This is a genomic window from Citrobacter sp. MGH110, assembly GCF_001037515.1.
Taxonomy (GTDB): Bacteria; Pseudomonadota; Gammaproteobacteria; order Enterobacterales; family Enterobacteriaceae; genus Citrobacter; species Citrobacter portucalensis.
The window spans coordinates 128,710-153,175 of record NZ_KQ089830.1 but is presented as its reverse complement, the minus strand read 5'-3'; the positions used below and the strand labels follow the sequence as shown (position 1 = coordinate 153,175).

General features: G+C 54.7%; 21 protein-coding genes. 6 read left to right on the top strand and 15 right to left on the bottom strand.

Annotated elements, in window-relative coordinates:
• Positions 1-12 precede the first annotated feature (12 nt).
• The 9 genes from SK38_RS00665 to maeB form a co-directional block, all read right to left on the bottom strand.
• Entirely contained in the window at positions 13-1,416 is a 1,404-nt protein-coding gene (locus SK38_RS00665; protein WP_003835050.1) for an aldehyde dehydrogenase family protein, read from the bottom strand.
• Positions 1,417-1,427: 11 nt separating this feature from the next.
• Entirely contained in the window at positions 1,428-1,715 is a 288-nt protein-coding gene (gene eutN / locus SK38_RS00660) for an ethanolamine utilization microcompartment protein EutN (protein ID WP_003038011.1), read from the bottom strand.
• Positions 1,716-1,829: 114 nt separating this feature from the next.
• Positions 1,830-2,123 (bottom strand): ethanolamine utilization microcompartment protein EutM, encoded by a 294-nt coding sequence (eutM, locus tag SK38_RS00655; protein WP_003835054.1) that lies wholly within the window; start codon positions 2,121-2,123, stop codon positions 1,830-1,832.
• A 41-nt stretch (positions 2,124-2,164) separates the two neighbouring features.
• The gene (pta, locus tag SK38_RS00650) at positions 2,165-3,181 is read right to left on the bottom strand and encodes a phosphate acetyltransferase (protein WP_048224970.1); all 1,017 of its coding nucleotides are present in this window, start codon (positions 3,179-3,181) and stop codon (positions 2,165-2,167) included.
• Positions 3,178-3,981, bottom strand: a complete 804-nt coding sequence (gene eutT, locus SK38_RS00645) for an ethanolamine utilization cob(I)yrinic acid a,c-diamide adenosyltransferase EutT (protein WP_003835057.1) — start codon at positions 3,979-3,981, stop codon at positions 3,178-3,180. The genes pta and eutT overlap by 4 nt, the downstream gene beginning before the upstream one ends.
• Before the next feature lie 9 nt (positions 3,982-3,990).
• Positions 3,991-4,689 (bottom strand): ethanolamine utilization acetate kinase EutQ, encoded by a 699-nt coding sequence (gene eutQ / locus SK38_RS00640; protein ID WP_032944171.1) that lies wholly within the window; start codon positions 4,687-4,689, stop codon positions 3,991-3,993.
• Positions 4,667-5,146 carry an ethanolamine utilization acetate kinase EutP gene (gene eutP / locus SK38_RS00635; protein WP_003037998.1) on the bottom strand — a complete coding sequence of 160 codons (480 nt, stop codon included), beginning with the start codon at positions 5,144-5,146 and terminating at the stop codon, positions 4,667-4,669. The genes eutQ and eutP overlap by 23 nt, the downstream gene beginning before the upstream one ends.
• Before the next feature lie 12 nt (positions 5,147-5,158).
• Positions 5,159-5,494: an ethanolamine utilization microcompartment protein EutS gene (gene eutS / locus SK38_RS00630; protein ID WP_003037995.1), complete on the bottom strand. Its 336-nt coding sequence runs from the start codon at positions 5,492-5,494 to the stop codon at positions 5,159-5,161.
• Between the two features lie 160 nt (positions 5,495-5,654).
• The gene (gene maeB, locus SK38_RS00625) at positions 5,655-7,934 is read right to left on the bottom strand and encodes an NADP-dependent oxaloacetate-decarboxylating malate dehydrogenase (RefSeq protein ID WP_003835063.1); all 2,280 of its coding nucleotides are present in this window, start codon (positions 7,932-7,934) and stop codon (positions 5,655-5,657) included.
• 280 nt (positions 7,935-8,214) lie between these two features.
• On the opposite strand from maeB, the gene tkt reads away from it, so the two are divergent.
• On the top strand, positions 8,215-10,209 hold the full coding sequence (gene tkt, locus SK38_RS00620; RefSeq protein ID WP_003835065.1) for a transketolase: 1,995 nt from the start codon (positions 8,215-8,217) through the stop codon (positions 10,207-10,209).
• Here tkt and SK38_RS00615 read toward each other — a convergent pair.
• The 3 genes from SK38_RS00615 to aegA all read right to left on the bottom strand — a co-directional run bounded on the left by SK38_RS00615 (position 10,199) and on the right by aegA (position 14,077).
• Positions 10,199-11,242, bottom strand: a complete 1,044-nt coding sequence (locus SK38_RS00615; protein ID WP_048236382.1) for a DUF1176 domain-containing protein — start codon at positions 11,240-11,242, stop codon at positions 10,199-10,201. The genes tkt and SK38_RS00615 overlap by 11 nt on opposite strands.
• 123 nt (positions 11,243-11,365) lie before the next feature.
• Complete coding sequence (nudK, locus tag SK38_RS00610) at positions 11,366-11,941, bottom strand: GDP-mannose pyrophosphatase NudK (RefSeq protein ID WP_048234755.1); 576 nt, start codon at positions 11,939-11,941, stop codon at positions 11,366-11,368.
• Between the two features lie 156 nt (positions 11,942-12,097).
• On the bottom strand, positions 12,098-14,077 hold the full coding sequence (gene aegA, locus SK38_RS00605; protein ID WP_008785428.1) for a formate-dependent uric acid utilization protein AegA: 1,980 nt from the start codon (positions 14,075-14,077) through the stop codon (positions 12,098-12,100).
• Between the two features lie 260 nt (positions 14,078-14,337).
• Between aegA and narQ the strand changes: the two genes are divergently transcribed.
• Together narQ and acrD are read left to right on the top strand one after the other, a co-directional pair.
• Entirely contained in the window at positions 14,338-16,035 is a 1,698-nt protein-coding gene (gene narQ / locus SK38_RS00600) for a nitrate/nitrite two-component system sensor histidine kinase NarQ (protein ID WP_048234754.1), read from the top strand.
• 184 nt (positions 16,036-16,219) lie between these two features.
• Positions 16,220-19,333 (top strand): multidrug efflux RND transporter permease AcrD, encoded by a 3,114-nt coding sequence (gene acrD / locus SK38_RS00595; protein WP_032944180.1) that lies wholly within the window; start codon positions 16,220-16,222, stop codon positions 19,331-19,333.
• 75 nt (positions 19,334-19,408) lie between these two features.
• Here acrD and ypfM read toward each other — a convergent pair whose 3' ends face one another.
• A complete protein-coding gene (ypfM, locus tag SK38_RS24850; protein ID WP_001386977.1) occupies positions 19,409-19,468 on the bottom strand; it encodes a protein YpfM in 60 nt (19 codons plus the stop codon).
• Positions 19,469-19,857: 389 nt separating this feature from the next.
• On the opposite strand from ypfM, the gene SK38_RS00590 reads away from it, so the two are divergent.
• The 3 genes from SK38_RS00590 to SK38_RS00580 are packed head-to-tail and all read left to right on the top strand — an operon-like array spanning position 19,858 to position 21,573.
• On the top strand, positions 19,858-20,214 hold the full coding sequence (locus SK38_RS00590) for an ArsC family reductase (protein ID WP_003835078.1): 357 nt from the start codon (positions 19,858-19,860) through the stop codon (positions 20,212-20,214).
• A gap of 3 nt (positions 20,215-20,217) precedes the next feature.
• Entirely contained in the window at positions 20,218-21,345 is a 1,128-nt protein-coding gene (gene dapE / locus SK38_RS00585; RefSeq protein ID WP_048234752.1) for a succinyl-diaminopimelate desuccinylase, read from the top strand.
• A 27-nt stretch (positions 21,346-21,372) separates the two neighbouring features.
• Positions 21,373-21,573: a YpfN family protein gene (locus SK38_RS00580; RefSeq protein ID WP_003835080.1), complete on the top strand. Its 201-nt coding sequence runs from the start codon at positions 21,373-21,375 to the stop codon at positions 21,571-21,573.
• 103 nt (positions 21,574-21,676) lie between these two features.
• Here SK38_RS00580 and ypfH read toward each other — a convergent pair whose 3' ends face one another.
• Positions 21,677-22,375 (bottom strand): esterase, encoded by a 699-nt coding sequence (ypfH, locus tag SK38_RS00575; protein WP_048234750.1) that lies wholly within the window; start codon positions 22,373-22,375, stop codon positions 21,677-21,679.
• Positions 22,376-22,448: 73 nt separating this feature from the next.
• Positions 22,449-24,464, bottom strand: a complete 2,016-nt coding sequence (locus SK38_RS00570) for a tRNA(Met) cytidine acetyltransferase TmcA (protein WP_048234748.1) — start codon at positions 24,462-24,464, stop codon at positions 22,449-22,451.
• Positions 24,465-24,466 lie beyond the last annotated feature (2 nt).

Genomic DNA, 24,466 nt, shown 5'->3' with positions numbered 1-24,466 from the left:
CTCATTTACTCCTTATACGATTCTGAAGGCGTCTACCAACACACAGCGACGCAGACGCACAAACGTACGCGCACTGGTCACCCCTTCCCCGGTTGGTGTGGTAATGGTCATCGTGGTCCAGCCTTCACCGCCCAGTCCAAGACCGGCAATGCACGGTCCGTTCTTAACGAAGATGCTGGTATCAATGGCGTTTGCCATACGGTTCATATTTTCGATATTGCGTGAGTGCATCGCCGCCGTATGGTGGCAGCCGCCTTCCAGCTTGACCGCCAGTTCAATGGCTTCATCGACGTTGGCAACCCGCACGACCGGCAGCACCGGCATCATCAGTTCGGTAACGGCAAACGGATGCGTCGCGGAGGTTTCGACGAATAACAGACGGGTTTGCTCCGGTACGTTCAGACCAATCGCCGCAGCGATTTTTCCGGCATCGCGCCCGACCCAGTCACGACTGACCGTGCCTTTACCGCGCTCATCGATATTTTTCAGCAGCACCGGCTGCAGTTGTTCGGCCTGAGCCGCGGTCAGTTTCACCGCATGCTGGCTTTCCATCAGACGCATCAGTTCATCAGCGACGCTATCGACCACGATCAGCACTTTTTCGTCGGCGCAGATGATGTTGTTGTCAAACGATGCACCTTTGACTATCGACTGCGCCGCGCGTGCCAGGTCAGCCGTTTCATCAACCACCACTGGCGGATTACCCGCACCAGCGGCAATCAGACGTTTGTTGGTGTGCTTACGCGCGGCGTCCACCACGGCTTCACCACCGGTCACCACCAGCAGGCCGATACCTGGGTACTTGAACAGACGCTGGGCAGTCTCGATATCCGGGTTGGCAACCGTCACCAACAGGTTTGCCGGACCGCCTGCGGCAACTACCGCCTGGTTAAGCAGAGTGATAGCGCGCTGAGAGACTTTTTTCGCCGCCGGATGCGGTGCGAAGACCACGCTGTTACCAGCGGCAATCAGGCTGATGGCGTTGTTAATGACGGTCGCGGCCGGGTTGGTGGATGGAGTTACCGAGGCCACCACGCCCCACGGTGCGTTTTCAATCAGCGTCAGACCGTTATCGCCGGTCAGAACCTGTGGAGACAGGCATTCCACACCCGGCGTGCCGCGCGCCTGCGCCACGTTTTTGGCAAATTTATCTTCGACGCGTCCCATGCCGGTTTCAGTGACGGCAAGTTCCGCTAATTCTCTGGCGTGCTTTTCGCCCGCCTCACGTAGGGCCGTGATAGCCAGTTGGCGCATGGCGACGCTTTTCAACCCCTGCTGGGCAAGTTTTGCTGCCGCCACTGCGTCATCCAGGGAGGCAAAAACGCCCATTTCTTGAACGGCACTGACGGGTTGGCTGCTGTCTTTCATTTTCAGCAGTACCGCTTTCACGACCTGTTCAATATCCTGTTGATTCATGATTTTCTGCCTTATTTATGGAAGATCACCTGACCACCTGCCACCACTTCATCGACAATGCCAATCACGCACAGATCGACAGGCGATGATTCATTCCGGTGCGCCTGACGGGCGGAGCTTCCGCTGACCAGCAGCACCCACTCTCCGGTTCCCGCCCCGATGCTGTCGATAGCAACAGCACATTGCCCGTCGGGATTTCCCTGGGCGTCAATCATTTCCACCATCAGCAACTTGTCGTGCGCGAGCCCCTGATGGCGTACGGTACAAACAATTTGTCCTGTAACGATTGCCAGTTTCATACGCGCCTCCGTGGCATATTTCAGGTAAAACCTCCCCCTACCCTCCGCAGAAGGTAATGTGAAAAGGAGAGAGGGTGACGCCAGCAATGAAGTCTGTGGCGTCACATGGACGACTTACATGTCGTTGCTGTCGCCTTTAAAGCTGATCGGGAACACTTCTTCCAGATCGCCGTGCGGACGTGGGATCACGTGTACTGAAACCAGCTCGCCAATACGCTGTGCTGCCGCAGCACCTGCGTCCGTTGCAGCTTTACATGCCGCTACATCGCCACGGACCATGGCAGTGACCAGACCGCCACCGATCTGCTTCACGCCAACCAGTTTCACGCGTGCCGCTTTAACCATTGCGTCAGAAGCCTCAATCAGTGCAACCAGGCCCCGGGTTTCAATCATTCCTAATGCTTCCATTATGCTTTCCTCTTAAGTCAAAGGGGGTCCAGAACGGGACCTTATACAACCAGTGTGTGCGAGGCGTTTTCACGACTCATGTCAGTCTGGCGCGGCACTGCTGCCACCAACGCCAGTTCGATAATTTCCTGTACGCTACAGCCACGAGAGAGATCATGAAGCGGTGCGGCAAGCCCTTGAATCAACGGACCTACTGCGCGATACCCTCCCAGACGCTGAGCGATTTTGTAGCCAATATTGCCTGCCTCGAGCGATGGGAAGACCATCACATTGGCATTGCCCTTTAACGGACTGGCGGGCGCTTTTTGCGCAGCGACATCCGGAACAAAGGCGGCATCAAATTGCAGTTCTCCGTCCACGGTAAGCTGCGGGGCACGCTCACGAACGATCTCGGTCGCCTGCTGCACGTTAGCGACGTTAGGATGGCGAGCACTGCCATTACTTGAAAACGACAGCATGGCCACGCGCGGCTCTTCACCTGTGATCGCCTGCCATGTCTGTGCGCTGGCAATCGCAATATCCGCCAACTGTGCAGCGGTGGGCTGCGGCACGACGCTGCAATCGGCAAAGCCCAATGACGGCCCAAGGTACTGCGGCAGCATCAGGAAAATTGACGACAGCGTTTTACAGCCAGGCTGTAGCCCGATAATGCGTAATCCGGCACGCAGCACGTTCGCTGTTGATGAGAGATTGCCCGCAATACAGACGTCAGCTTTACCCGCGCTGACCATTGCAGCGGCGAACATCAGCGGATCGTTGAGTTTTTCCAGCGCATCCGCAGGCGTTTTATCTCCCGCGCGAGCCAGCCAGCGCAGCGCAAACTCTTCGCGCATTGGCTGATTGCTTTGCGGATCGATAACCTGAATGCCATCCATTGCCACCCGGTGACTGAGGGCAAACTGGCGCAGCGCAAACGGACTGGCAACGAGAATTGGATGTGCCAGACCGTGCTGGTGCAGGTAATTCGCCGCCTTCAGCACCCGGACATCCAGCGCATCCGGGAACACCACCCGTGCCGGTGAGCGTTGGGCGAGTTGACGAGCACGTTCAATGATCATTGCTTCTCCCCCAGTCGCTGTTGAATTTGGTTAACCGTCAGCGGATGCTTCGCAACGCTCAGAATCATCATCACGTAGACCGTACTGGAAAGGCGGTTGAGCGCCTGCATAATGTCCGGTCGCATAACCTCAAAACTGCGAGTGATGAACACCTGGGCCGCCACCGTCTCCGTTTCACGGACTTTGGTACGCAGTAGATTAAGCAGCGCGCAATCACGTCCGTGGCTGGCTTCAGGTACCAGATGGTCGTGGTCCAGATAGCGCAGCGGTTGATGCGAAAGACGGTGTAAATCTTCGTCACTTAAACCCACGACAGCTTGTGCTGCCAGCGGCTCATCCATGGCGTCAGCGCGCATAATATTGCCCAGGCGCGAGCGGATATCCGCCAGCCACGGCTGCCACGGTTCTGCCATCTCAATCTGCAACCACACAGCCAGGGCGATGGTGCTGTCCAGCGCGGCGCGAAATCCCAGCCGAGGGTCACTTTTGGCGACCATCTTGTCCGCCGTCAGATGCGTCAGGGTGTCCGGTTTCTTCGCCACCGGTTGATGGCACAGTTCGCAGCTGGCCTGTGGATGCGTATCGCTGCTGGTTAATCCATGCACCGGCTGCGGCTGCTGTTCTTCGTCATCAATAAACAGGCTGCCCTGCTCGTCGATAAACTTAATACGCAGATGTCGGCTTTCCAGTAATTCCCGGGCAGACGGCGTCAGGCGAGCGTCAGCGGGGAGATGAATTTCAGCCCCTTCGCTGAGCGTATGATTCGCTCTGAGCCATGCTTCGGTAATGAAATCCTTCATACATCCGCCTTAGCAGGACTGCCAGTTCGCAGGCCAGGCCACATACAGAAACTTCACCGTCGATGGCGTACCAAATTCGATGCTGGAACCTTTCGGGATAAACATGACGTCCCCGGCTTTTGCAATCATGGTTTCGCCTTCGTGGCGAACGTGCAGCTCGCCTTCCAGAATCATGTCGATTTCGTCGTAGTTCAGCGTCCATGGGAAAAAAGCGTTATCCCACTGCATGAACCCGGCGGCCATGCTGCTACCGTCCTGGTCGGTCACCAGATCGGTTAAGCCCACGCAGTGCGGCTGCGCGCCGTCAAAACGACCAAACTTCACGCTGCTGCCGTCGATGACTTTGACGCCGCCTTTGCCGGTTACCGAGTTAAAACTCGGCTGCATTCCGCCCTGCTCCAGCGACTGCTTCTCCTTCATAACTTTGTCCATCAGCTGGGCGACCAGGCTTTCGGTAAACTGCCCTTCCGGTAACTGCGCAATGATGGTTTCGCGAATGCGCTGGCTTTCCGTTTTGCCATCATCAACCGCCGCCGGTACAGCAGCAGTTGGCGCGGATTCATCGCATTCACTGATGGTAACGCCCAGCAGCTCCGCAACTTCGCGCGCCTCCGGGGTAATGATGCTGGCGCGCAGAACAACCGACATTTCCTGTTCGCCGCGTGCGTGGGCCGCACGAATATCGTTAGCTGTGATGAGTTTTTTCACCTGCCCTTTCCTCCTTTTGGCTGAGCTCAGTCAGATAATCCACCAGGTGCTGCACGCTGCGCGGGTCATGGCTATTGAGCTCAAAAATAGGCTCCTGAAACCCCATCCCGCGAAGTAGTTGTCGCGTTGCGGCGACGTCGGCATCCGGCATGTCCGTTTTACTGATAACGGCGATTTGTCGTTTACTGGCGCCGATATCCAACAGCCCGGCAGGTAAGCGACTTTCTTTATCATTTGCCGCGTGTATATAAATCAACGTATCGACATCCTGCAGCGTGGTAATTAAGGCGTGATACCAACGCGGATGGCTAAAATATTCCCCTGGCGTATCGATATCGCCATTTTCATTAAACTCCACGGCCTGTGTTTTTCTGGCGAGGGAATAATTCCCCTGTAGCGCATTAAAGAGCGTTGTTTTCCCCGCCCCCACCGTACCGACAAATGCAATACGTTTCATCGCCGCCTCTGATTAACTTTTTGTCAGGTTGCACAAAGTGAAATTTAATAATCGACCCAGACCGCTTACCGTCTGTAATAACGCTTCTTCTACTGCGCCTACCGAACCGTAGATCACCAGTGCGCCGCTGAATCTATCGAGAAAACCGATATGTACATCCGCCGCCTTCATGGCTAAGTCACCGGCAATCATCGCGGTTTCGCCTGGCGTCAGCGTCATGATGCCGATAGCGCCCGCTTCGGGAACGCCGATCTTTTTCGCTAATTCCTCGCCGGGGTGCGCAATGAGATGCGCCAGCGTGACCTGTTTCCCCGGCACAAATTCCTGAATAATGCGTTCTTTTTCCATTGCTCACCGCCTCCGCTAAAACTGCCCTCATCGTGGCAATTTTTTGTCAGAGTAAATAACAAAATTCGGCAACCAGGTTTAAAAGGTGAAGTAGATCACTAAGAAAGGGAAAATAAAAAGGCGCGGGAGAAACCCGCGCCGGAAATAAATTAAAGTGAAATTACAGCGGCTGCGTTTGGGCTTCTACAACCGCCAGCGCCACCATATTAACGATACGACGAACAGAGGCGATCGGCGTTAATACGTGAACCGGTTTCGCAACCCCCATCAGCACCGGGCCAACCGTTACGCCTTCAGAACTGGAAACGCGTAGTAAGTTGTAACTAATACGGGCAGCTTCCATATTCGGCATCACCAGAATATTCGCTGAGCCTTTCAACGGACTGTCCGGCATGCGGTCATTACGGATGCTTTCCACCAGCGCGGCGTCGCCGTGCATTTCGCCGTCAATCATCAACTCTGGCGCGCGCGCCTTAATCAGCTCCAGCGCGTCGCGCATTTTGCTGGCCGACGGACAGTTAGAGGAACCAAAGTTGGAGTGCGACAGCAACGCCACCTTCGGTTCGATACCAAAGCGACGCACGGTCTCTGCCGCCATCACGGCGATTTCCGCCAGTTGCTCAGGCGTAGGATCGTCGTTGACGTAGGTATCGGCGATAAAGGTGTTACCGCTTGGCAGCAGCAAGGCGTTCATCGCCCCGGCAGTATGCACGCCGTCGCGATGACCAAATACCTCTTTCACCACGCTGAAGTGCTCATGGTAGTCGCCAATCGTACCGCAGATCATCGCATCCGCTTCGCCGCGCTGTACCATGATTGCGCCGATCACCGTAGTGTTGGCAATCACCGCACGCTGCGCCTGCTCCTGGGTAATCCCACGACGCTTCATAATCTGGTAGTACTCACTCCAGTACTCTTTAAAGCGCGGATCGGACTCATTGTTGACGATTTCAAAATCGACGCCCGCTTTGATCTGCAGACCCAGTTTCTGGATGCGCATTTCAATAACGCTTGGACGACCGATCAGGATCGGTTTTGCCAGCCCTAACGTGATCAACTCCTGGGTAGCGTGCAGTACGCGCGCTTCTTCCCCTTCGGTCAGCACCACGCGCTTCGGCGCTTTGCGTGCCAGGGAGAAAATCGGCTTCATGAACAGGTTGGTTTTGTAGACGAATTCAGTCAGCTTATCGATGTAAGCGTCAAAGTCGGCAATCGGACGCGTTGCCACGCCGGAGTCCATCGCCGCTTTCGCCACAGCAGGGGCGATTTTGACGATCAGACGCGGGTCGAACGGTTTCGGAATGATGTATTCCGGGCCGAAGCTCAGGTCCTGATCGCCATAAGCAGAGGCCACCACTTCACTCTGCTCGGCATGCGCCAGCTCAGCAATGGCGTGCACCGCCGCCAGTTTCATCTCTTCGTTGATGGCCGTCGCACCAACGTCCAGCGCACCGCGGAAGATGAACGGGAAGCACAGGACGTTGTTAACCTGGTTCGGGTAGTCTGAACGACCGGTACAGATGATGGCGTCGGAACGCACCTCTTTTGCCAGCGGCGGCAGGATTTCCGGCTCCGGGTTGGCGAGTGCCAGAATCATTGGCGCACGCGCCATCTTCTTAACCATTTCCTGCGTCAGCACTTTCGGGCCCGAGCAGCCGAGGAAAATATCTGCGCCGTCAATGACATCATCCAGCGTACGCTTACCGTCATCCACCACCGCGTAAGCCGCTTTGGTTTCCGCCATGTTCGGTTCGCGGTCTTTGTAAATCACACCTTTGGAGTCACAGACCACAATATTGTGTTTCTGCATACCCAGCGCTACCAGCAGGTTCATACAGGCAATCGCCGCCGCACCTGCACCAGACACCACCATGCGCACGTCAGAGATATTTTTCTCAACCACCCGCAGACCGTTCAGAATAGCGGCAGTACTGATGATTGCCGTACCGTGCTGATCATCGTGGAAGACCGGAATATTCATGCGCTCGCGCAGTTTTTGCTCAATGTAGAAGCACTCCGGCGCTTTAATATCTTCGAGGTTGATACCGCCAAACGTGGGCTCCAGGGCCGCAACCACATTGATAAACTTATCCGGATCGAGTTCATCGACTTCAATGTCGAACACGTCTATCCCGGCGAATTTCTTAAACAGAACGCCTTTACCTTCCATCACCGGTTTGCCGGCCAACGCGCCAATGTTGCCGAGACCCAGCACCGCTGTGCCGTTGGAAATAACCGCAACCAGGTTGCCGCGCGCGGTGTATTTGTAGGCTGCCAGCGGATCCTTTTCAATTTCAAGACACGGTGCAGCCACGCCCGGCGAGTAGGCCAGCGCCAGGTCGCGCTGCGTTGCCAGAGGCTTGGTCGGAGAAACCTGGATTTTACCGGGTACCGGAAATTCGTGGAAATCGAGGGCGCTTTGTTTTAACTGGTCATCCATCTTGTTGTTCCTTTCACGTATCTATCAAAAAAGTGGCGCGGGTAACCATTCTACTGAGCCGCACATTATCACCTCAGTCAACGGTACAAACTTTGAAGGTCCCCAAACTCTCACCATTCAAAGAAAGAATTTGTTATCAATTTATAACAACCATGTTACCTGCTTAATCCAGCAATACCATGCCTGTCTGCTATGCTTTTTGCTGACAACGCCCGCAATTTTCCCAAAAGTGTGAATCACAACACGCATCTAACACTTTACTTTTCAAGGAGTATTTCCTATGACCCGTAAAGAGCTTGCCAATGCCATTCGTGCGCTAAGTATGGATGCCGTCCAAAAAGCTAACTCCGGCCACCCTGGAGCACCAATGGGGATGGCCGATATCGCCGAAGTTCTGTGGAACGATTTTCTACGCCATAACCCGACCGACCCCACCTGGTACGATCGAGACCGGTTTATTCTGTCCAACGGCCACGCCTCAATGCTGCTTTACAGCCTGTTGCATCTTTCCGGTTACGACCTGCCGATCGAAGAATTAAAGAACTTCCGTCAGCTCCATTCGAAGACGCCAGGGCACCCGGAAATTGGCTACACGCCGGGCGTGGAAACCACGACAGGACCGCTGGGTCAGGGTTTAGCCAACGCCGTCGGCATGGCCATTGCCGAGCGTACGCTGGCAGCGCAGTTTAACCAGCCGGACCATGAGATTGTTAACCACTTTACCTGGGTCTTTATGGGCGACGGCTGTCTGATGGAGGGTATTTCACACGAGGCTTGTTCGCTGGCGGGCACGCTGGGGCTTGGCAAACTCATTGGCTTCTACGATCACAACGGCATCTCGATTGATGGTGAAACCGACGGCTGGTTTACCGACGATACTGCAAAACGCTTTGAGGCTTATCACTGGCATGTGGTACACGACATTGACGGTCATGACCCAGAGGCGGTAAAAAAAGCCATTCAGGAAGCGCAGGCTGTTACCGATAAACCATCGCTGATTATCTGCCGCACGGTGATTGGTTTTGGCTCACCAAATAAAGCAGGGAAAGAGGAAGCGCACGGCGCTGCGCTGGGCGAAGAAGAGGTGGCACTGACCCGGCAGAAGCTGGGGTGGCATCATCCTGCTTTTGAGATCCCCAAAGAGATTTACCGGGCGTGGGACGCACGCGAGAAAGGCGAAAAAGCGCAACAGGGCTGGAAGGAGAAATTCGCAGCTTACCAACAAGCCTACCCGGAACTGGCGGCAGAGTTTTCTCGCCGGATGAGCGGTGGGCTGCCGAAAGAGTGGGAGGCAACAACCCAGAAATATATTACCGAGCTGCAGGCCAATCCGGCCAAAATCGCCACCCGTAAGGCCTCGCAAAATACCCTTAACGCCTACGGGCCTATACTGCCAGAGCTGCTTGGCGGATCGGCGGATTTGGCCCCCAGCAACCTGACCATCTGGAAAGGCTCCTCCTCTCTTAAAGAGGATCATGCAGGAAACTACATCCACTACGGCGTGCGTGAATTTGGTATGACGGCGATTGCCAACGGTATTGCCCATCACGGGGGCTTCGTACCGTACACCGCCACGTTCCTGATGTTTGTCGAATATGCCCGAAATGCCGCGCGTATGGCGGCGCTGATGAAGGCCCGACAAATCATGGTTTATACCCACGACTCAATTGGTCTGGGGGAAGATGGTCCTACGCACCAGGCCGTTGAACAGCTCGCCAGCCTGCGCCTGACGCCTAATTTCAGTACCTGGCGACCGTGCGATCAGGTGGAGGCGGCAGTAGGCTGGAAGCTGGCAGTCGAACGTCATGACGGGCCAACGGCGCTGATCCTCTCGCGGCAGAATCTGGCACAGGTTGAGCGCACGCCAGAGCAGGTGCAGCAAATTGCCCGCGGCGGCTATGTGCTGAAGGATGGCGGCGGTAAGCCGGATGTTATTTTGATTGCTACCGGTTCAGAAATGGAAATCACGCTGCTGGCAGCGGAAAAACTGACCGGCGAAGGTCGTAACGTGCGAGTGGTTTCTCTGCCCTCAACCGATATCTTTGACGCCCAGGATGAGGCGTACCGGGAATCGGTCCTGCCAGCAAACGTCAGCGCTCGCGTGGCGGTAGAAGCAGGAATTGCTGACTACTGGTACAAATATGTCGGGCTGAAAGGGGCAATTGTTGGGATGACGGGTTATGGAGAGTCGGCTCCAGCGGACAAACTGTTCCCGTTCTTCGGCTTTACGGTAGATAACATCGTCGACAAAGCGCACAAGGTGCTTAACGCGTGATCCACAGCGTGGGCCAGGCATCTGGCCCATGCCAGTTATCGCAGCTTGGCTCCTGGGCATAGCGCACCAGGCGAAAACGTTGACCGTCGTAGCGCCAGCGGGTCTGGATACCGCAATCTGCCAACCCTCGTCCTTTAGCGAGGGTGACCAGCTCCCGCGACTTCTCGTCAAACGTAGCGTTGGTCAGCTCCATATCGCGACTTTCTGCATCCGTTTTAAACGGCAGGCTTAACCGTACCGCGCGTGAAGTCAACGGAGTCGTACGTGAAACCACCCACGCCAGATCGATGGTGTTATACGCCCCGGCCTCACAGCCAATCATCAGCAGCGCTTTATCGTCTGTTAGGGCCGTGACGCGCATCTCGCGACGCAGCGGATCGATAGAGCAACGAATACCGTTGATCCGCCAGTTACCATAGTCCAGCAGTTCACTGCGCTCCTGCTGCGTGAGAGGCGTTGGCGTTGGATTAATGACCGCTACACCTTTCAGCGCGGGGGCCGGAGGTACGCTGAGCGGAGGCTCGTCACCTTTTTCAATCCATGCGGTTTCGCTCCCCACCCGTTTTTGCTGGGCGTCGATAAACAACAATGCGGCTTTTAGCCCGACCAGCGAAAGGTTTTGCGCACCTTTTTGCAGGGTAAGTGCCTTCGCGTCCTGTACGGTTTGTAAAAATGCGCTGATGGTGGCGGGATCATCGGTCGTCAGCTGCCAGGGAGTTATGCGCCAGTGCTCGCCGCTCAGCGAGAGTGGCGCACCATCCAACAGCAGACGCGGCGCAATATCGCTCTCTTTGACGCTGGACGATTCCAGCCCGCCCAGCTCAATACGCAACACGGCGTCGGTATGCGCCCCGGCGCTGCGGCTCAAGGTCATGACCAGGCCGTGGTGCTCTCCGGTATTGCGCGCCACACAAAAATTTTGGTTATTACACGTCACCTGCCAGTCAGAAAACGCCTGTTGCGCGGGCGCAGCCCACAGCAATCGGGCGGGTAGCAACCCGAGCAGGAAAAGGAGAATAACGCGATAGCGCATGGACGGTACAACCCCGAAGTCAAAACACACAGCCTAAGCGGTATCTTCCTTGCGCGACTGATGTGGCTCAATAAGAATCGTCGGATTGGCCGTAAATTTGTAAAGAAATATAAATCCCGCGCATTAGTCCATGAGATGCGATGACTGCAAATAGTTCAGCAATAGCACCGTTTTACCGTCACGGATCTCACCCGTTTTGATCATTTCCAGCGCCTGTGTGAACGGCAGTTCCAGAACTTCAATATCTTCATCTTCCACGCCGCCACCCGCGTTTGTCCGCTGACTGTCACGGTATTGCGCGATGAAGAAGTGGATTATTTCCGTCACACCGCCCGGCGACATGTATAGCTCAAACAGTTTACGTACTTCACCCACTTCAAAGCCGGTCTCTTCAATCACCTCTTTTCGAATACATGCTTCCGGTTCGTCGTTATCCAGCAGCCCGGCGCAGGTTTCAATCAGTTGACCGTCTTCGTTACCGTTGACCCATGTCGCAACGCGAAACTGGCGGATGAGCACCACCGTTTTCTTCTCCGGGTTATACAGCAGAATTGTGGCGCCGTTGCCACGATCGTAAACCTCACGTTTGTGACGGATCACCTCTCCATTCTTACGGGTCAGGTCATAAGTGATATTGCGCAGGACGAAGTAGTTATCGGAAAGGACTTTATCTTTGATGAGAGTAATTTTTTGCGACATACCGGCTCCACAGCAAGAAGTGAGAAATAATACTACGCCGTGAAACCGGGTTTGTCTTGGAACAATGTAGGCCTGATAAGCAAAGCGCCATCAGGCATTCATGCGGCACATTGCCGGATGGCAACGCTAACGCGTTTTATCCGGCCTACTCGCCGATTAATGAGATTTGACTGATTTTACGCCCAGCCAGTCGACGATCCCCTGGGCGGCGTGCCGCCCTTCCGCCATAGCCGTCACCACCAGGTCTGCACCGCGTACCGCGTCACCACCGGCAAAGATTTTCGGGTTACTGGTTTGATAACGGTATGCACTTTCAACATCGGCGGCAATGCGCCCCCAGTTATCGACCTTAACGCCATGCGACTCCAGCCACGGCATGCCGTGTGGGTGAAAACCAAACGCCATAATCACCGCATCTGCGGGCATCACAAACTCACTCCCGGCAATGGGAACCGGGCGACGACGGCCCTGTGCATCAGGTTCGCCAAGTTGAGTACGTAAGAAACGCACACCGCTGACTCGCCCATCGGCATGCAACACCAGCTCAACCGGCTGAACGTTAAACTCGAAATTTGCCCCCTCTTCCCGGGCGTTCTTCACCTCTTTTTTCGAGCCGGGCATGTTGGCTTCATCACGACGATAGGCGCAGGTCACCTGGCTTGCGCCATGACGCAGGGCGGTTCGCACACAGTCCATTGCCGTATCGCCTCCGCCCAGCACAACCACGTTTAGTCCGGCGGTATCGATAAACGGTTCTTCAGGCAGTTCCTCCAGCCCCATCACCTGCTTGGTGTTGGCAATCAGGAACGGCAGCGCATCATACACGCCTGGCGCGTCTTCATTTGGCAGGTCCGCCTTCATGGAACGATAGGTTCCTACGCCCACGAACACGGCATCGTAATCCTCCAGCAGCTTTTCAAGCGCGACATCCTTACCCACTTCACAGTTAAGTTCAAAATGAATGCCCATGGCGCTGAAGATTTCACGGCGACGCGCCAGCAGCGATTTGTCCAGCTTGAAGGCCGGAATACCGAACGTCAGCAAACCGCCAATTTCAGGATGGCGATCGTAAACGGTGGCGCTGACGCCGCTGCGCGCAAGCACATCCGCACAGGCCAGACCCGCCGGACCCGCACCGATGATGGCAACACGCTTGTCCACTTTCTGCACATGGCTTAAGTCCGGTCGCCATCCTTTACTCAGCGCCCGATCGGAGATGTAACGCTCAATATTACCGATGGTAACTGCGCCATGCTCGCTACGCACCGTACATGCCCCTTCGCAGAGTCGATCCTGCGGGCATACGCGTCCGGTCACCTCCGGCAGGCAGTTGGTCTGGTGAGAAAGCTCAACCGCCGCGTCGATATTCCCGGCTTTGACCAGTTCAATCCACTGCGGAATGTGGTTATGCAGTGGACAGGTCCATTCACAAATACTGTGGTCGCCGCATTTCAGGCAGCGAGAGGCTTCGCGCTCCGCCTGCGCCGTACGAAACGGCAGATAGATCTCTTCAAAGCTGGTTTTCCGGGCCTCAATCGCCAGTTTATCCGGCTCCCCGCGCGCAGGCGTCGCCTGCATTTGCTCACGTTTAGTGATGACATGTGGAACAAAATCGGTAGTGCTGGCATGCCATGGCTGGCTTTCCAAACTTGCGGTACGCAGCCTGCGCGCTTTTGACAGACCGGTAAGCGAATTTTCCGTCACCAGCTGTAACGCCTGCGCCGGACAGTTCTCTACGCAGGCGGGTCCCTGTTCACGCCCCTGGCACAGATCGCATTTGTGCGCGGTAGCTTTCACCTTCCCTTTGGCGACGGGAGTGAGTACGATCTGCATCGTGCCGAAAGGACAGGCTACAACGCACGATTTACAGCCAATACACTTTTGCGGGTTCACCTGAACGCTGTCGTTATCATGGCTAATTGCCCCGTTTGGGCAACTTCTGGCGCAGGGTGCATCTTCGCAGTGGTGGCAGGTCACCGCGCTGCGCTGCTGCTGATGCTTAATGACGGTAATTCGGGGCTGAAAATGCCGTTGGCTCAGGACATGCTGTTCGCCATTGTGAGCCATGACGCAGGCGACCTCACAGGCATGGCATCCCAGGCACTGCTGGCTATTGACCATAATAAAACGATTCATGGCTTCCTTCTTTTTTGGTTGCAAAAACCTTATTCTTTATAAGAGTGTTATTAACCGACACGGAAGGAAGCGGCAATGTTCATTTGCCCAGGAAGCACAACTATTTATCCAGAACCTGTGGCAGATCAATTTATTTCATCGCATATGAAATTGTGTTTCAGTTACCATCCAGTTTCATGGCGTTTTATTAACATTTATCAAATACACCGCATCGTTCACGCTGTTTTCAGGCGCGACGTGTATTGTGTGAGGATGCACAAGTGACGGTAAAGCGTCCGGTCTCGGCCAGTCTGGCTAAAGCTTTTTTCTACATAGTGATGCTGTCGATTCTCTCAACGGGTATTGCGCTGCTCACGCTGACCAGCAGCTTGCGAGATGCCGAAGCCATCAACGTTGCTGGCTCATTGCGCATGCAAAGCTACCGTCTGGGTTACGATCTACAAAGCCAGAGCCCGCAGCTTAACGCCCACCGCCAGCTTTTCCAGCAGGCGCTAAACTCGCCAGCATTACAGAATCTGAACGCGTGGTATGTGCCACAAGCGGTAAAAAGCCGCTATGGACGTCTGCATGCTAACTGGCTGGAAATGAACGCCCGCCTGATCGACGGCGATTTAAAATGGTACCAGGCCAACATCAACAACTACGTCGATCAGATCGATCTCTTCGTGCTGGCGTTGCAGCATTATGCCGAGCGTAAAGTAATGCTGGTATTTGGCATCTCGCTGGCGGGCGGGATCGGCATATTCACCCTCGTCTTCTTTACCCTGCGGCGCATTCGCCAGCAGGTGGTGCGTCCGCTGAATAAACTGGTGATGGCCAGTCAGCAAATTGAACACGGTCAATTTGATATCCCACAGCTGGATACCGGTTTGCCTAATGAACTGGGGTTGCTGGGCAAAACGTTTAGCCAGATGTCGAGTGAATTACACAAGCTGTATCGTTCGCTGGAAGCGTCTGTGGCCGAGAAAACTCACGATCTGCACGAAGCCAATCGCCGTCTGGAGGTGTTGTATCAGTGCTCCCAGGCGTTAAATACCAGCCAGATTGACGTGCACTGCTTCCGTCATATTTTACAGATCGTCCGCGAACATGACGCCGCGTATTTCCTTGAACTCACCGTCGGTGATAACTGGCGGATTAGCGAAGGGACTAAAAGCCTCGAGCTGCCGATGCAGATCCTGCCAGTCACCATGCAGGAAACCGTCTACGGCGAACTGCACTGGCAAAGTCCAAACGTCAATGCTTCTACTCCGCTGCTCAACAGCGTCTCCTCGATGCTGGGACGCGGGTTGTACTTCAACCAGGCACAAAAACATTTTCAGCAGCTGTTGTTAATGGAGGAGCGAGCGACGATTGCACGCGAGCTGCACGACTCGTTGGCGCAGGTGCTCTCTTATTTACGCATTCAGCTCACGTTGCTTAAACGTTCAATCCCGGAGGATAACGCCCCGGCGCAAAGCATTATGGCGGATTTCTCCCAGGCGCTGAACGATGCCTACCGTCAGCTACGCGAACTGCTCACCACCTTCCGTCTGACCTTACAGCAGGCAGACTTACCCTCCGCCCTGCATGAAATGCTGGAAACGCTGCAAAATCAAACCTCAGCTAAACTCACACTCGACTGTCGGTTACCCACGCTGGCGTTGGATGCGCAAATGCAGGTGCACCTGTTGCAGATCATCCGCGAAGCGGTGCTGAACGCCATTAAGCATGCCAGCGCGAGCGAAATTGCCGTCAGCTGCGTAACGGCTCCGGACGGCAACCACACGGTTTATATCCGCGATAACGGCATCGGCATTGGCGAGCCGCATGAGCCTGCAGGGCACTATGGACTCAATATTATGCGTGAGCGGGCGGAAAGACTGAGCGGCACGTTGACCTTCTCTCAACCTTCCGGAGGGGGAACGTTGGTGAGCATCAGTTTCCGTTCGGCTGAATCAGACAGTGAGCTAACGTAAAGAACCGCAAAGCGCCGTCGGGTCTGGATCCAGGCCTGACGGCGTTGGCACGAAAGGTATGCTGTAAACGGGCATGATAATTTACATTATCTTCTTTTTTTCTCCACGTTTGACCCGTACCTTGCCGCTAAAGTGAAGCAAGCCATACCCATAACGATACGCAGAAACACGAGGTCCTCTTTTAATGGCGAATTTTTTCATCGATCGCCCCATTTTTGCCTGGGTGTTAGCTATCCTGTTGTGCCTGACAGGAGCCCTGGCTATTTTTTCACTGCCCGTTGAGCAATATCCCGATCTGGCACCGCCAAACGTGCGGGTCACCGCCAACTATCCTGGCGCTTCGGCTCAGACTCTGGAAAACACCGTCACCCAGGTTATCGAGCAGAACATGACTGGTCTCGATAACCTGATGTACATGTCATCGCAGAGCAGTGGGACAGGTCAGGCGACGGTTACGTTGAGCTTCGTTGCCGGAACCGATCCTGACGAGGCCGTCCAGCAGGTGCAAAACCAGCTGCAATCGGCAATGCGTAAACTGCCGCAGGCGGTACAGGATCAGGGGGTCACGGTGCGTAAGACCGGAGACACCAATATTCTGACTATCGCCTTTGTCTCCACCGATGGCTCAATGGATAAGCAGGACATCGCCGACTATGTCGCCAGTAACATTCAGGATCCGCTCAGCCGTATTAACGGCGTGGGGGATATTGACGCTTACGGCTCACAGTACTCCATGCGTATCTGGCTTGACCCGGCCAAACTGAACAGTTTCCAGATGACCGCTAAAGATGTGACCGACGCTATCGAGTCACAGAATGCGCAGATTGCCGTCGGACAACTTGGCGGTACGCCTTCGGTGGATAAGCAGGCGCTGAACGCGACGATCAACGCCCAGTCGCTACTGCAGACTCCGGATGAATTCCGCGCCATTACGCTACGCGTCAACCAGGATGGCTCTGAAGTTAAACTGGGCGATGTGGCAACGGTCGAAATGGGCGCTGAAAAGTATGATTACCTCAGCCGCTTTAATGGAAATCCTGCCTCTGGCCTGGGCGTGAAGCTGGCTTCAGGCGCCAATGAAATGGCGACAGCAACGCTGGTCATTAACCGTCTGAACGAGCTGTCACAATATTTTCCGCACGGGCTGGAATATAAGGTGGCTTATGAAACCACCTCCTTTGTCAAAGCCTCAATCATCGACGTGGTAAAAACCCTGCTGGAAGCTATTGCACTGGTATTCCTCGTGATGTACCTGTTCCTGCAAAACTTCCGCGCCACGCTGATTCCCACCATCGCCGTTCCCGTCGTCCTGATGGGTACCTTCTCCGTGCTTTACGCCTTTGGCTATAGCGTTAATACCTTGACGATGTTTGCGATGGTGCTGGCGATCGGCCTGCTGGTCGATGACGCCATTGTGGTAGTGGAAAACGTCGAGCGTATTATGAGTGAGGAAGGACTCTCACCGCGGGAAGCGACTCGGAAATCGATGGGACAAATCCAGGGCGCGCTGGTCGGTATCGCCATGGTGCTGTCAGCGGTGTTTATCCCGATGGCCTTCTTCGGCGGCACTACCGGGGCCATTTACCGCCAGTTCTCGATTACTATCGTCTCCGCCATGGTGCTGTCTGTTCTGGTGGCGATGATCCTGACTCCCGCTCTGTGCGCGACCCTGCTCAAACCGCTGCATAAGGGCGAGCATCACGGACAAACCGGTTTCTTCGGCTGGTTTAACCGGATGTTTAATCGCAACGCTGAGCGCTACGAAAAAGGCGTTGCCAGGATCCTGCACCGCAGTCTGCGCTGGATACTGATCTACGTCCTGCTGCTCGGTGGAATGGTTTTCCTGTTCCTGCGCCTGCCAACCTCCTTCCTACCGCTGGAAGACCGCGGCATGTTTACCACCTCGGTACAGCTGCCCAGCGGCTCCACACAGCAGCAAACATTGAAAGTGGTTGAGGAAGTGGAGAAGTATTACTTCACCCATGAGAAAGACAACATTATGTCAGTCTTTTCCACGGTCGGTTCTGGCCCTGGCGGGAACGGTCAAAACGTGGCACGTATGTTTGTCCGCTTAAAAGACTGGGATGAGCGCGACACCACTACCGGAACCTCTTTCGCCATCATCGAACGTGCGACCAAAGCCTTTAATAAGATTAAAGAAGCCCGCGTCTTCGCCAGCAGCCCTCCGGCTATCAGCGGCCTCGGAAGCTCTGCCGGTTTCGATATGGAGCTGCAGGATCACGCCGGTGCGGGCCATGATGCGTTAATGGCCGCGCGCGACAAACTCATTGAGCTGGCAGGGAAAGACACGTCCCTGACCCGCGTTCGTCATAACGGTCTGGACGACAGCCCACAGTTGCAAATTGATATCGATCAGCGCAAAGCCCAGGCGCTGGGCGTTTCCATCGACGACATCAACGACACATTGCAAACGGCCTGGGGTTCCAGCTACGTCAATGACTTTATGGATCGGGGCCGCGTGAAGAAGGTTTACGTGCAGGCGGCAGCAAAATATCGCATGCTCCCGGACGACATTAACTTGTGGTACGTCCGCAATAACAACGGTGGCATGGTGCCTTTCTCGGCCTTTGCGACTTCACGCTGGGAAACCGGTTCACCACGTCTGGAGCGCTATAACGGCTACTCCGCGGTCGAGATTGTCGGCGAAGCCGCGCCTGGCGTCAGTACAGGTACGGCAATGGACATAATGGAATCGCTGGTGCGCCAGTTACCGACAGGGTTTGGCCTCGAATGGACTGCGATGTCTTATCAGGAACGGCTGTCGGGCTCTCAGGCCCCTGCCCTGTACGCCATTTCTTTGCTGGTCGTGTTCCTGTGTCTGGCGGCACTGTACGAAAGCTGGTCGGTACCCTTCTCCGTCATGCTGGTCGTGCCATTGGGGGTTATTGGCGCGCTACTGGCGACCTGGATGCGCGGCCTGGAAAACGATGTTTATTTCCAGGTCGGGTTACTTACCGTGATCGGGCTATCGGCGAAGAACGCAATATTGATTGTTGAATTCGCCAATGAGATGAACGAGAAAGGACACGATCTGCTCGACGCCACGCTCCATGCTTGTCGCCAACGTTTACGCCCAATTCTGATGACGTCACTGGCGTTTATCTTCGGGGTGCTGCCGATGACCATCAGCAGTGGCGCTGGTTCTGGCGGTCAACATGCGGTGGGGACTGGCGTAATGGGCGGGATGATTTCAGCCACTATCCTGGCGATTTACTTCGTTCCCCTGTTCTTTGTGCTGGTGCGCAGACGCTTCCCATTGAAGCCACGCCCAGAATAATCGGACACAAAAAAGGCGACTTACGTTGAGTCGCCTTTTTTTATCCTTTACAGGATATGAATTTCTTCCAGAAAATTATTTACGAAGCATCACTTCGATAAAGTCTTTCCAGTTCCCCAGTTCACGTTCAATCATAACAACCTCTCTTATTATTATGGGCATTCTACGAAATCATCATCATTAAAAGAAGGCAATTTAACCGATGGTTGCGATTGATTCCTCCAGTGTTTGGGGTTTATGTGATCACTATGCGCTATACCCATAAATTTTATGTGACTTACTGCAATATTTTGAAATATTCATACATCATCTACTACTTTCCCAATTCTGATGGAAAAACAGGCTGATGCAAACAGGCAGATTCTGATTTTTAGTTATACGGTATTTTTTGGAGCTTTCAGGAATCATTATTCACTGTTGTTCAACAATGTTATATTTTTCTATAACGATTGAATGACAATATGTATTATTCATTGCCACAGAATAAAAGAATAAATATTCAAGTTACGTCAATAAGGATTCAAATGATCACCCTTTACGGCATTAAGAATTGCGACACGATTAAAAAAGCCAGACGCTGGTTGGAGGCTCAAGGTATTGACTACCGCTTTCATGATTATCGCGTCGACGGTCTGGACAACACGCTCTTACAGTCCTTTATCAGCGAATTAGGTTGGGAGGCGCTGCTCAATACGCGTGGAACCACCTGGCGTAAACTCGATGAATCCACGCGCAGTCAAATCACCGATGCGGCTTCCGCCGCCGCGTTGATGATTGAAATGCCAGCAATTATCAAACGCCCATTGCTCTGCGCGCCGGGTAAGCCTATGCTGCTTGGTTTCAGTGAATCCAGTTATACTCTGTTTTTTAATGAGGTGTAGTCTATGTCGTGCCCGGTCATTGAGCTGACACAGCAGCTTATTCGCCGTCCTTCCCTGAGCCCGGATGATGCCGGGTGCCAGGCGTTAATGATTGAACGCCTGCGCGCGGTAGGTTTTACCGTTGAGCGAATGGACTTTGGTGACACACAGAATTTTTGGGCATGGCGCGGTAAAGGTGAGACCCTGGCATTTGCCGGTCACACCGACGTAGTGCCTGCCGGCGATGTCGATCGCTGGATCAATCCACCGTTCGAACCGACCATTCGCGATGGCATGTTGTTCGGGCGTGGCGCTGCCGATATGAAGGGTTCACTGGCGGCGATGGTCGTGGCCGCAGAACGTTTTGTCGCCCAGCATCCAAACCATCAGGGTCGTCTGGCCTTTTTGATAACGTCTGACGAAGAAGCCAGCGCCAAAAACGGCACCGTGAAGGTGGTTGAAGCGTTGATGGCGCGTAATGAACGACTGGATTATTGTCTGGTGGGTGAGCCATCCAGCACGGAAATCGTTGGCGACGTGGTGAAAAACGGACGTCGTGGTTCACTGACCTGCAACCTGACCATTCACGGCGTGCAGGGCCACGTGGCCTATCCGCATCTGGCCGATAACCCGGTACACCGCGCAGCCCCCATGCTCAATGAACTGGTGGCGATCGAGTGGGATCAGGGTAACGAATTCTTCCCGGCGACCAGCATGCAGATTGCCAATATCCAGGCTGGAACCGGCAGCAACAACGTTATCCCTGGAGAACTGTTTATCCAGTTCAACTTCCGTTTCAGCACTGAGCTGACCGATGAGATGATTAAAACACGGGTTCACGCGCTGCTGGAGAAACATCAGCTGCGTTATACCGTCGACTGGTGGCTTTCCGGTCAGCCGTTCCTGACCGAACGCGGTAAACTGGTGGATGCAGTGGTGAACGCCATTGAGCACTATAATGAGATTAAACCGCAGTTACTGACTACAGGCGGGACGTCCGACGGGCGTTTTATTGCCCGCATGGGGGCGCAGGTAGTAGAACTTGGGCCGGTCAACGCCACTATTCATAAAATTAATGAATGTGTTAATGCCGCCGACCTGCAGCTGCTTGCCCGTATGTATCAACGTATCATGGAGCAACTCGTCGCCTGATGAGTGTTCCTGTAAGAGGAAATGAGCATGGACTGGCTGGCAAAATATTGGTGGATTCTGGTGTTGGTGTTTCTGGTAGGCGTGCTGCTGAACGTGATTAAAGATCTCAAGCGCGTCGATCACAAGAAATTTCTTGCCAACAAGCCGGAGCTTCCCCCGCATCGTGACTTTAACGATAAATGGGATGACGACGACGATTGGCCGAATAAGGACCAACCGAAGAAATAATTAGTAGGCCGATAAGTCCCGTAGGCCCGGTAAGCGTTAGCGCCACCGGGCATTACGTGCCGGATGGTAACGCTTCGCGTTTTATCCGGCCTACGGTGATCAATCAGATCATGGCAATCACATCATCATCGTGAGGCTTACTGCCGCTCAGCGCTTCATCAAAGTAGTGCTTCGGTACGGTAAAACGCAGATGATCGAGCGCAAACTGCATGCTGCGTTCATCAATGGCGTGCCCCAGATTTTCGACGATATCCAGCGTCACATCCCCACCGGCGCGAATTAACGCTTCCTGCGCGGCAACGGCATGAGATAACTCAATTACCCGGTCTTCACCACCGTGAATCAAATGCACCGTCGTCGCGGTGGTTGCAGCCTCTGGCAAGGTGGCATAGCGGCCATTGAAGGCGATAACCCGCGACGCCAGCCCCGGCTCAGCTTTGATGCTCTCAAGTGACATAATCGCCCCCTGAGAAAAGCCAATCAGCGCGGTTGCCTGCGGCGAAACGCCGCTGTGCTTCTGCCAGTAGCGCACGGTTTCGATAAACACCGGCATAATGGCGTCAACACGAGCCTGACGATTCTCTTCTGTTACGCCCTGCACCGAAAACCACTGACGTCCGGAAGTCGTACCGTAAGGCTCTGCTCCACCAATGCTAACGATTAGCGCATCCGGAAACAGCGGCGCAAACCAGGTGCCAATTTCGCCCATAGCAACCGGGTTATCGCCGACGCCATGAAACAGCAGCAGTAGCTGTTGAGCGGGTTTATCGGGACTTTGAACAACAAAATGGTCATGTTTCATGGCGTTCTCCTTAGCTGATGAGAATCATTCTACGCCGCTTAACCGCAATGACCATGCCAGGAAATTGAAGAAGTTAGTGAAAAAATTGCCATTGCATAATGCGATTATGTAGCCGCTGTTCACGCTCTGCATCCAGCTGATTTAATGCCTGCGCCGCTTCGGCGCGCTGAATGACCAGCAACGCTTTACGACCAGAAATCTTGAGCTGTTGGCACAATTCGGCGTCGCTACGTTTAGCCTGGATGCGTCCGCGCAAGGCCGGAAGAGGTAACTCACTGTGCTCAAGCAGACGACTCAGACAGCCTAGCGACGTCAATAATGGCCGATGCGCGAAGGCAAACCCAGCCAGCTCAGCCCAGTCATCCTCATTAAGCGTAGTCTCTTTCAGCGGGACCAGCGGAATGCTCTCACCGTTCCATTGCGCAAGGATTTCCGCATCACGACGCAAATGCTGGTGCTCCCGCTCGGCAAGGCGTTTCCCCGCTTCGCTAATGGGAAGTAACGCCATGGCGGTATAACAGCCGCTGCTGGCTTCCCGATGATTTCCCATTCGCACCAGCACAAAACCGCAGCGTTGCCAGAAACGCCATAGTTCAGCCGTATAACCAAAGCTGACGGACAGATAATCACACTGCATGGAATAACGCAGGGCCTGCATAATCAACTGCTGTCCGATACCTTCTCGCTGGCGAGCAGGATGAACCGCAATTCGACTGACCCGTCTCCCGACGAGCGTCGCCGCCAACGGGTCACCACCGTGCGCCGCCAGCGACTGCGCAACCAGATTCCCTCTCGGTCGACGATATCCGGCCCAGACGGCCTGGCTTAATTCCGCGGATAGTCCCCCTTCATCGACCAACCAGACAGCCCCCGCCACTGAGTCAGCGGTTGATGCCTGAAGAAAATGCTGACCAGGCGCGTCCATCATCCGCCGCAGGTCCAATGGCGAGGTGCGATAATGCGCTCCAGAAAGCAGCAGGTATACCGCTAACGGCAGCGCCGGATTAGCATGCCAGGACTGTTGCTCAAATGCCGAGAAGTGAAGCTCCCCCAATGGGGCATGCGTGAACGTTTCATCATCAAACACCAGCGCATCGCTGACGATTTGCTCCAGCGGACATCCCTGCGCCCAGCGTACCGGTTGCTGCAACTCATAGCGTTGAAGATTGGGGAAGCGAGCACAGAATTTCAGCAGGAAGCCTCTCCCCGTTCCCTCGTAGCCTTGTACTGTAGTGGTTAACAGCGTACGAGGAAAACGCGCCACCAGTTGGTACAGCAGCGGCGCGGGGATCGCGGCGGCTTCATCCACAATTAGCCAGTCTGCGATTGCAGAACTGCTTAACAGCGCATCCGGGGCCATAAAACGGTAACGCTCTCCGGCAAATTGCGCCAGCACATCGGTTGCCGCTTTGGCAGGCGCTGTCACAATCGCAGTGCCGTTAATCCGCGCTATGAGTTGCCCTGCCAGAGCAGACTTGCCCCGACCCCGTGCGGCCGTCACCGCAACCACACCGAGAGGCATAGCCAGCAAATGATTTAATATCATCGCCTGTTCTGGCTGGGGTTCGCCGGTTGCCGCATGCCAGGCTGCGCGAGCAGGAAAATGCGGACAGGCAACCGGCTGATGCTGTTGCCAGTGCAGAGCCTGTCTATCGCGGGAAATCACCCGTTTGACGTGTTCAATAAAGTGCGGTGTAGGGATAGGTTCAGCACAATCGCTCCAGCGTAGTGAATCCGCGTCCGGATGCGTGTGCCAGGAATGCCAGGGTGGGGTCAGCAAAACCAGCCAACTGCCAGCAAGCAGTGTGCCGCTTAAGGCGGCAAACGCCGCAGCGTCAAAACCCTGCCCTGCGTCAAAAACCGCATGACGAAACTCGCGCCCTAATAATGTTTTTAGCGCCTGCGGCGTACAGCACGGCTCGGTAGGGGCTTGCTCCCCTACCCACAGCCAGTCGCCGGGTAACGTGCTACGTAGCGCTAATGCCTGTTCCTGACACCAGTTATCCTCGCCGCTGATAATCAGCAGACGACGGATCCCTTCGTGGGTCATTTGTTCGGTTAACGCGCTCAGCGCCGTGTTATCGGACATCC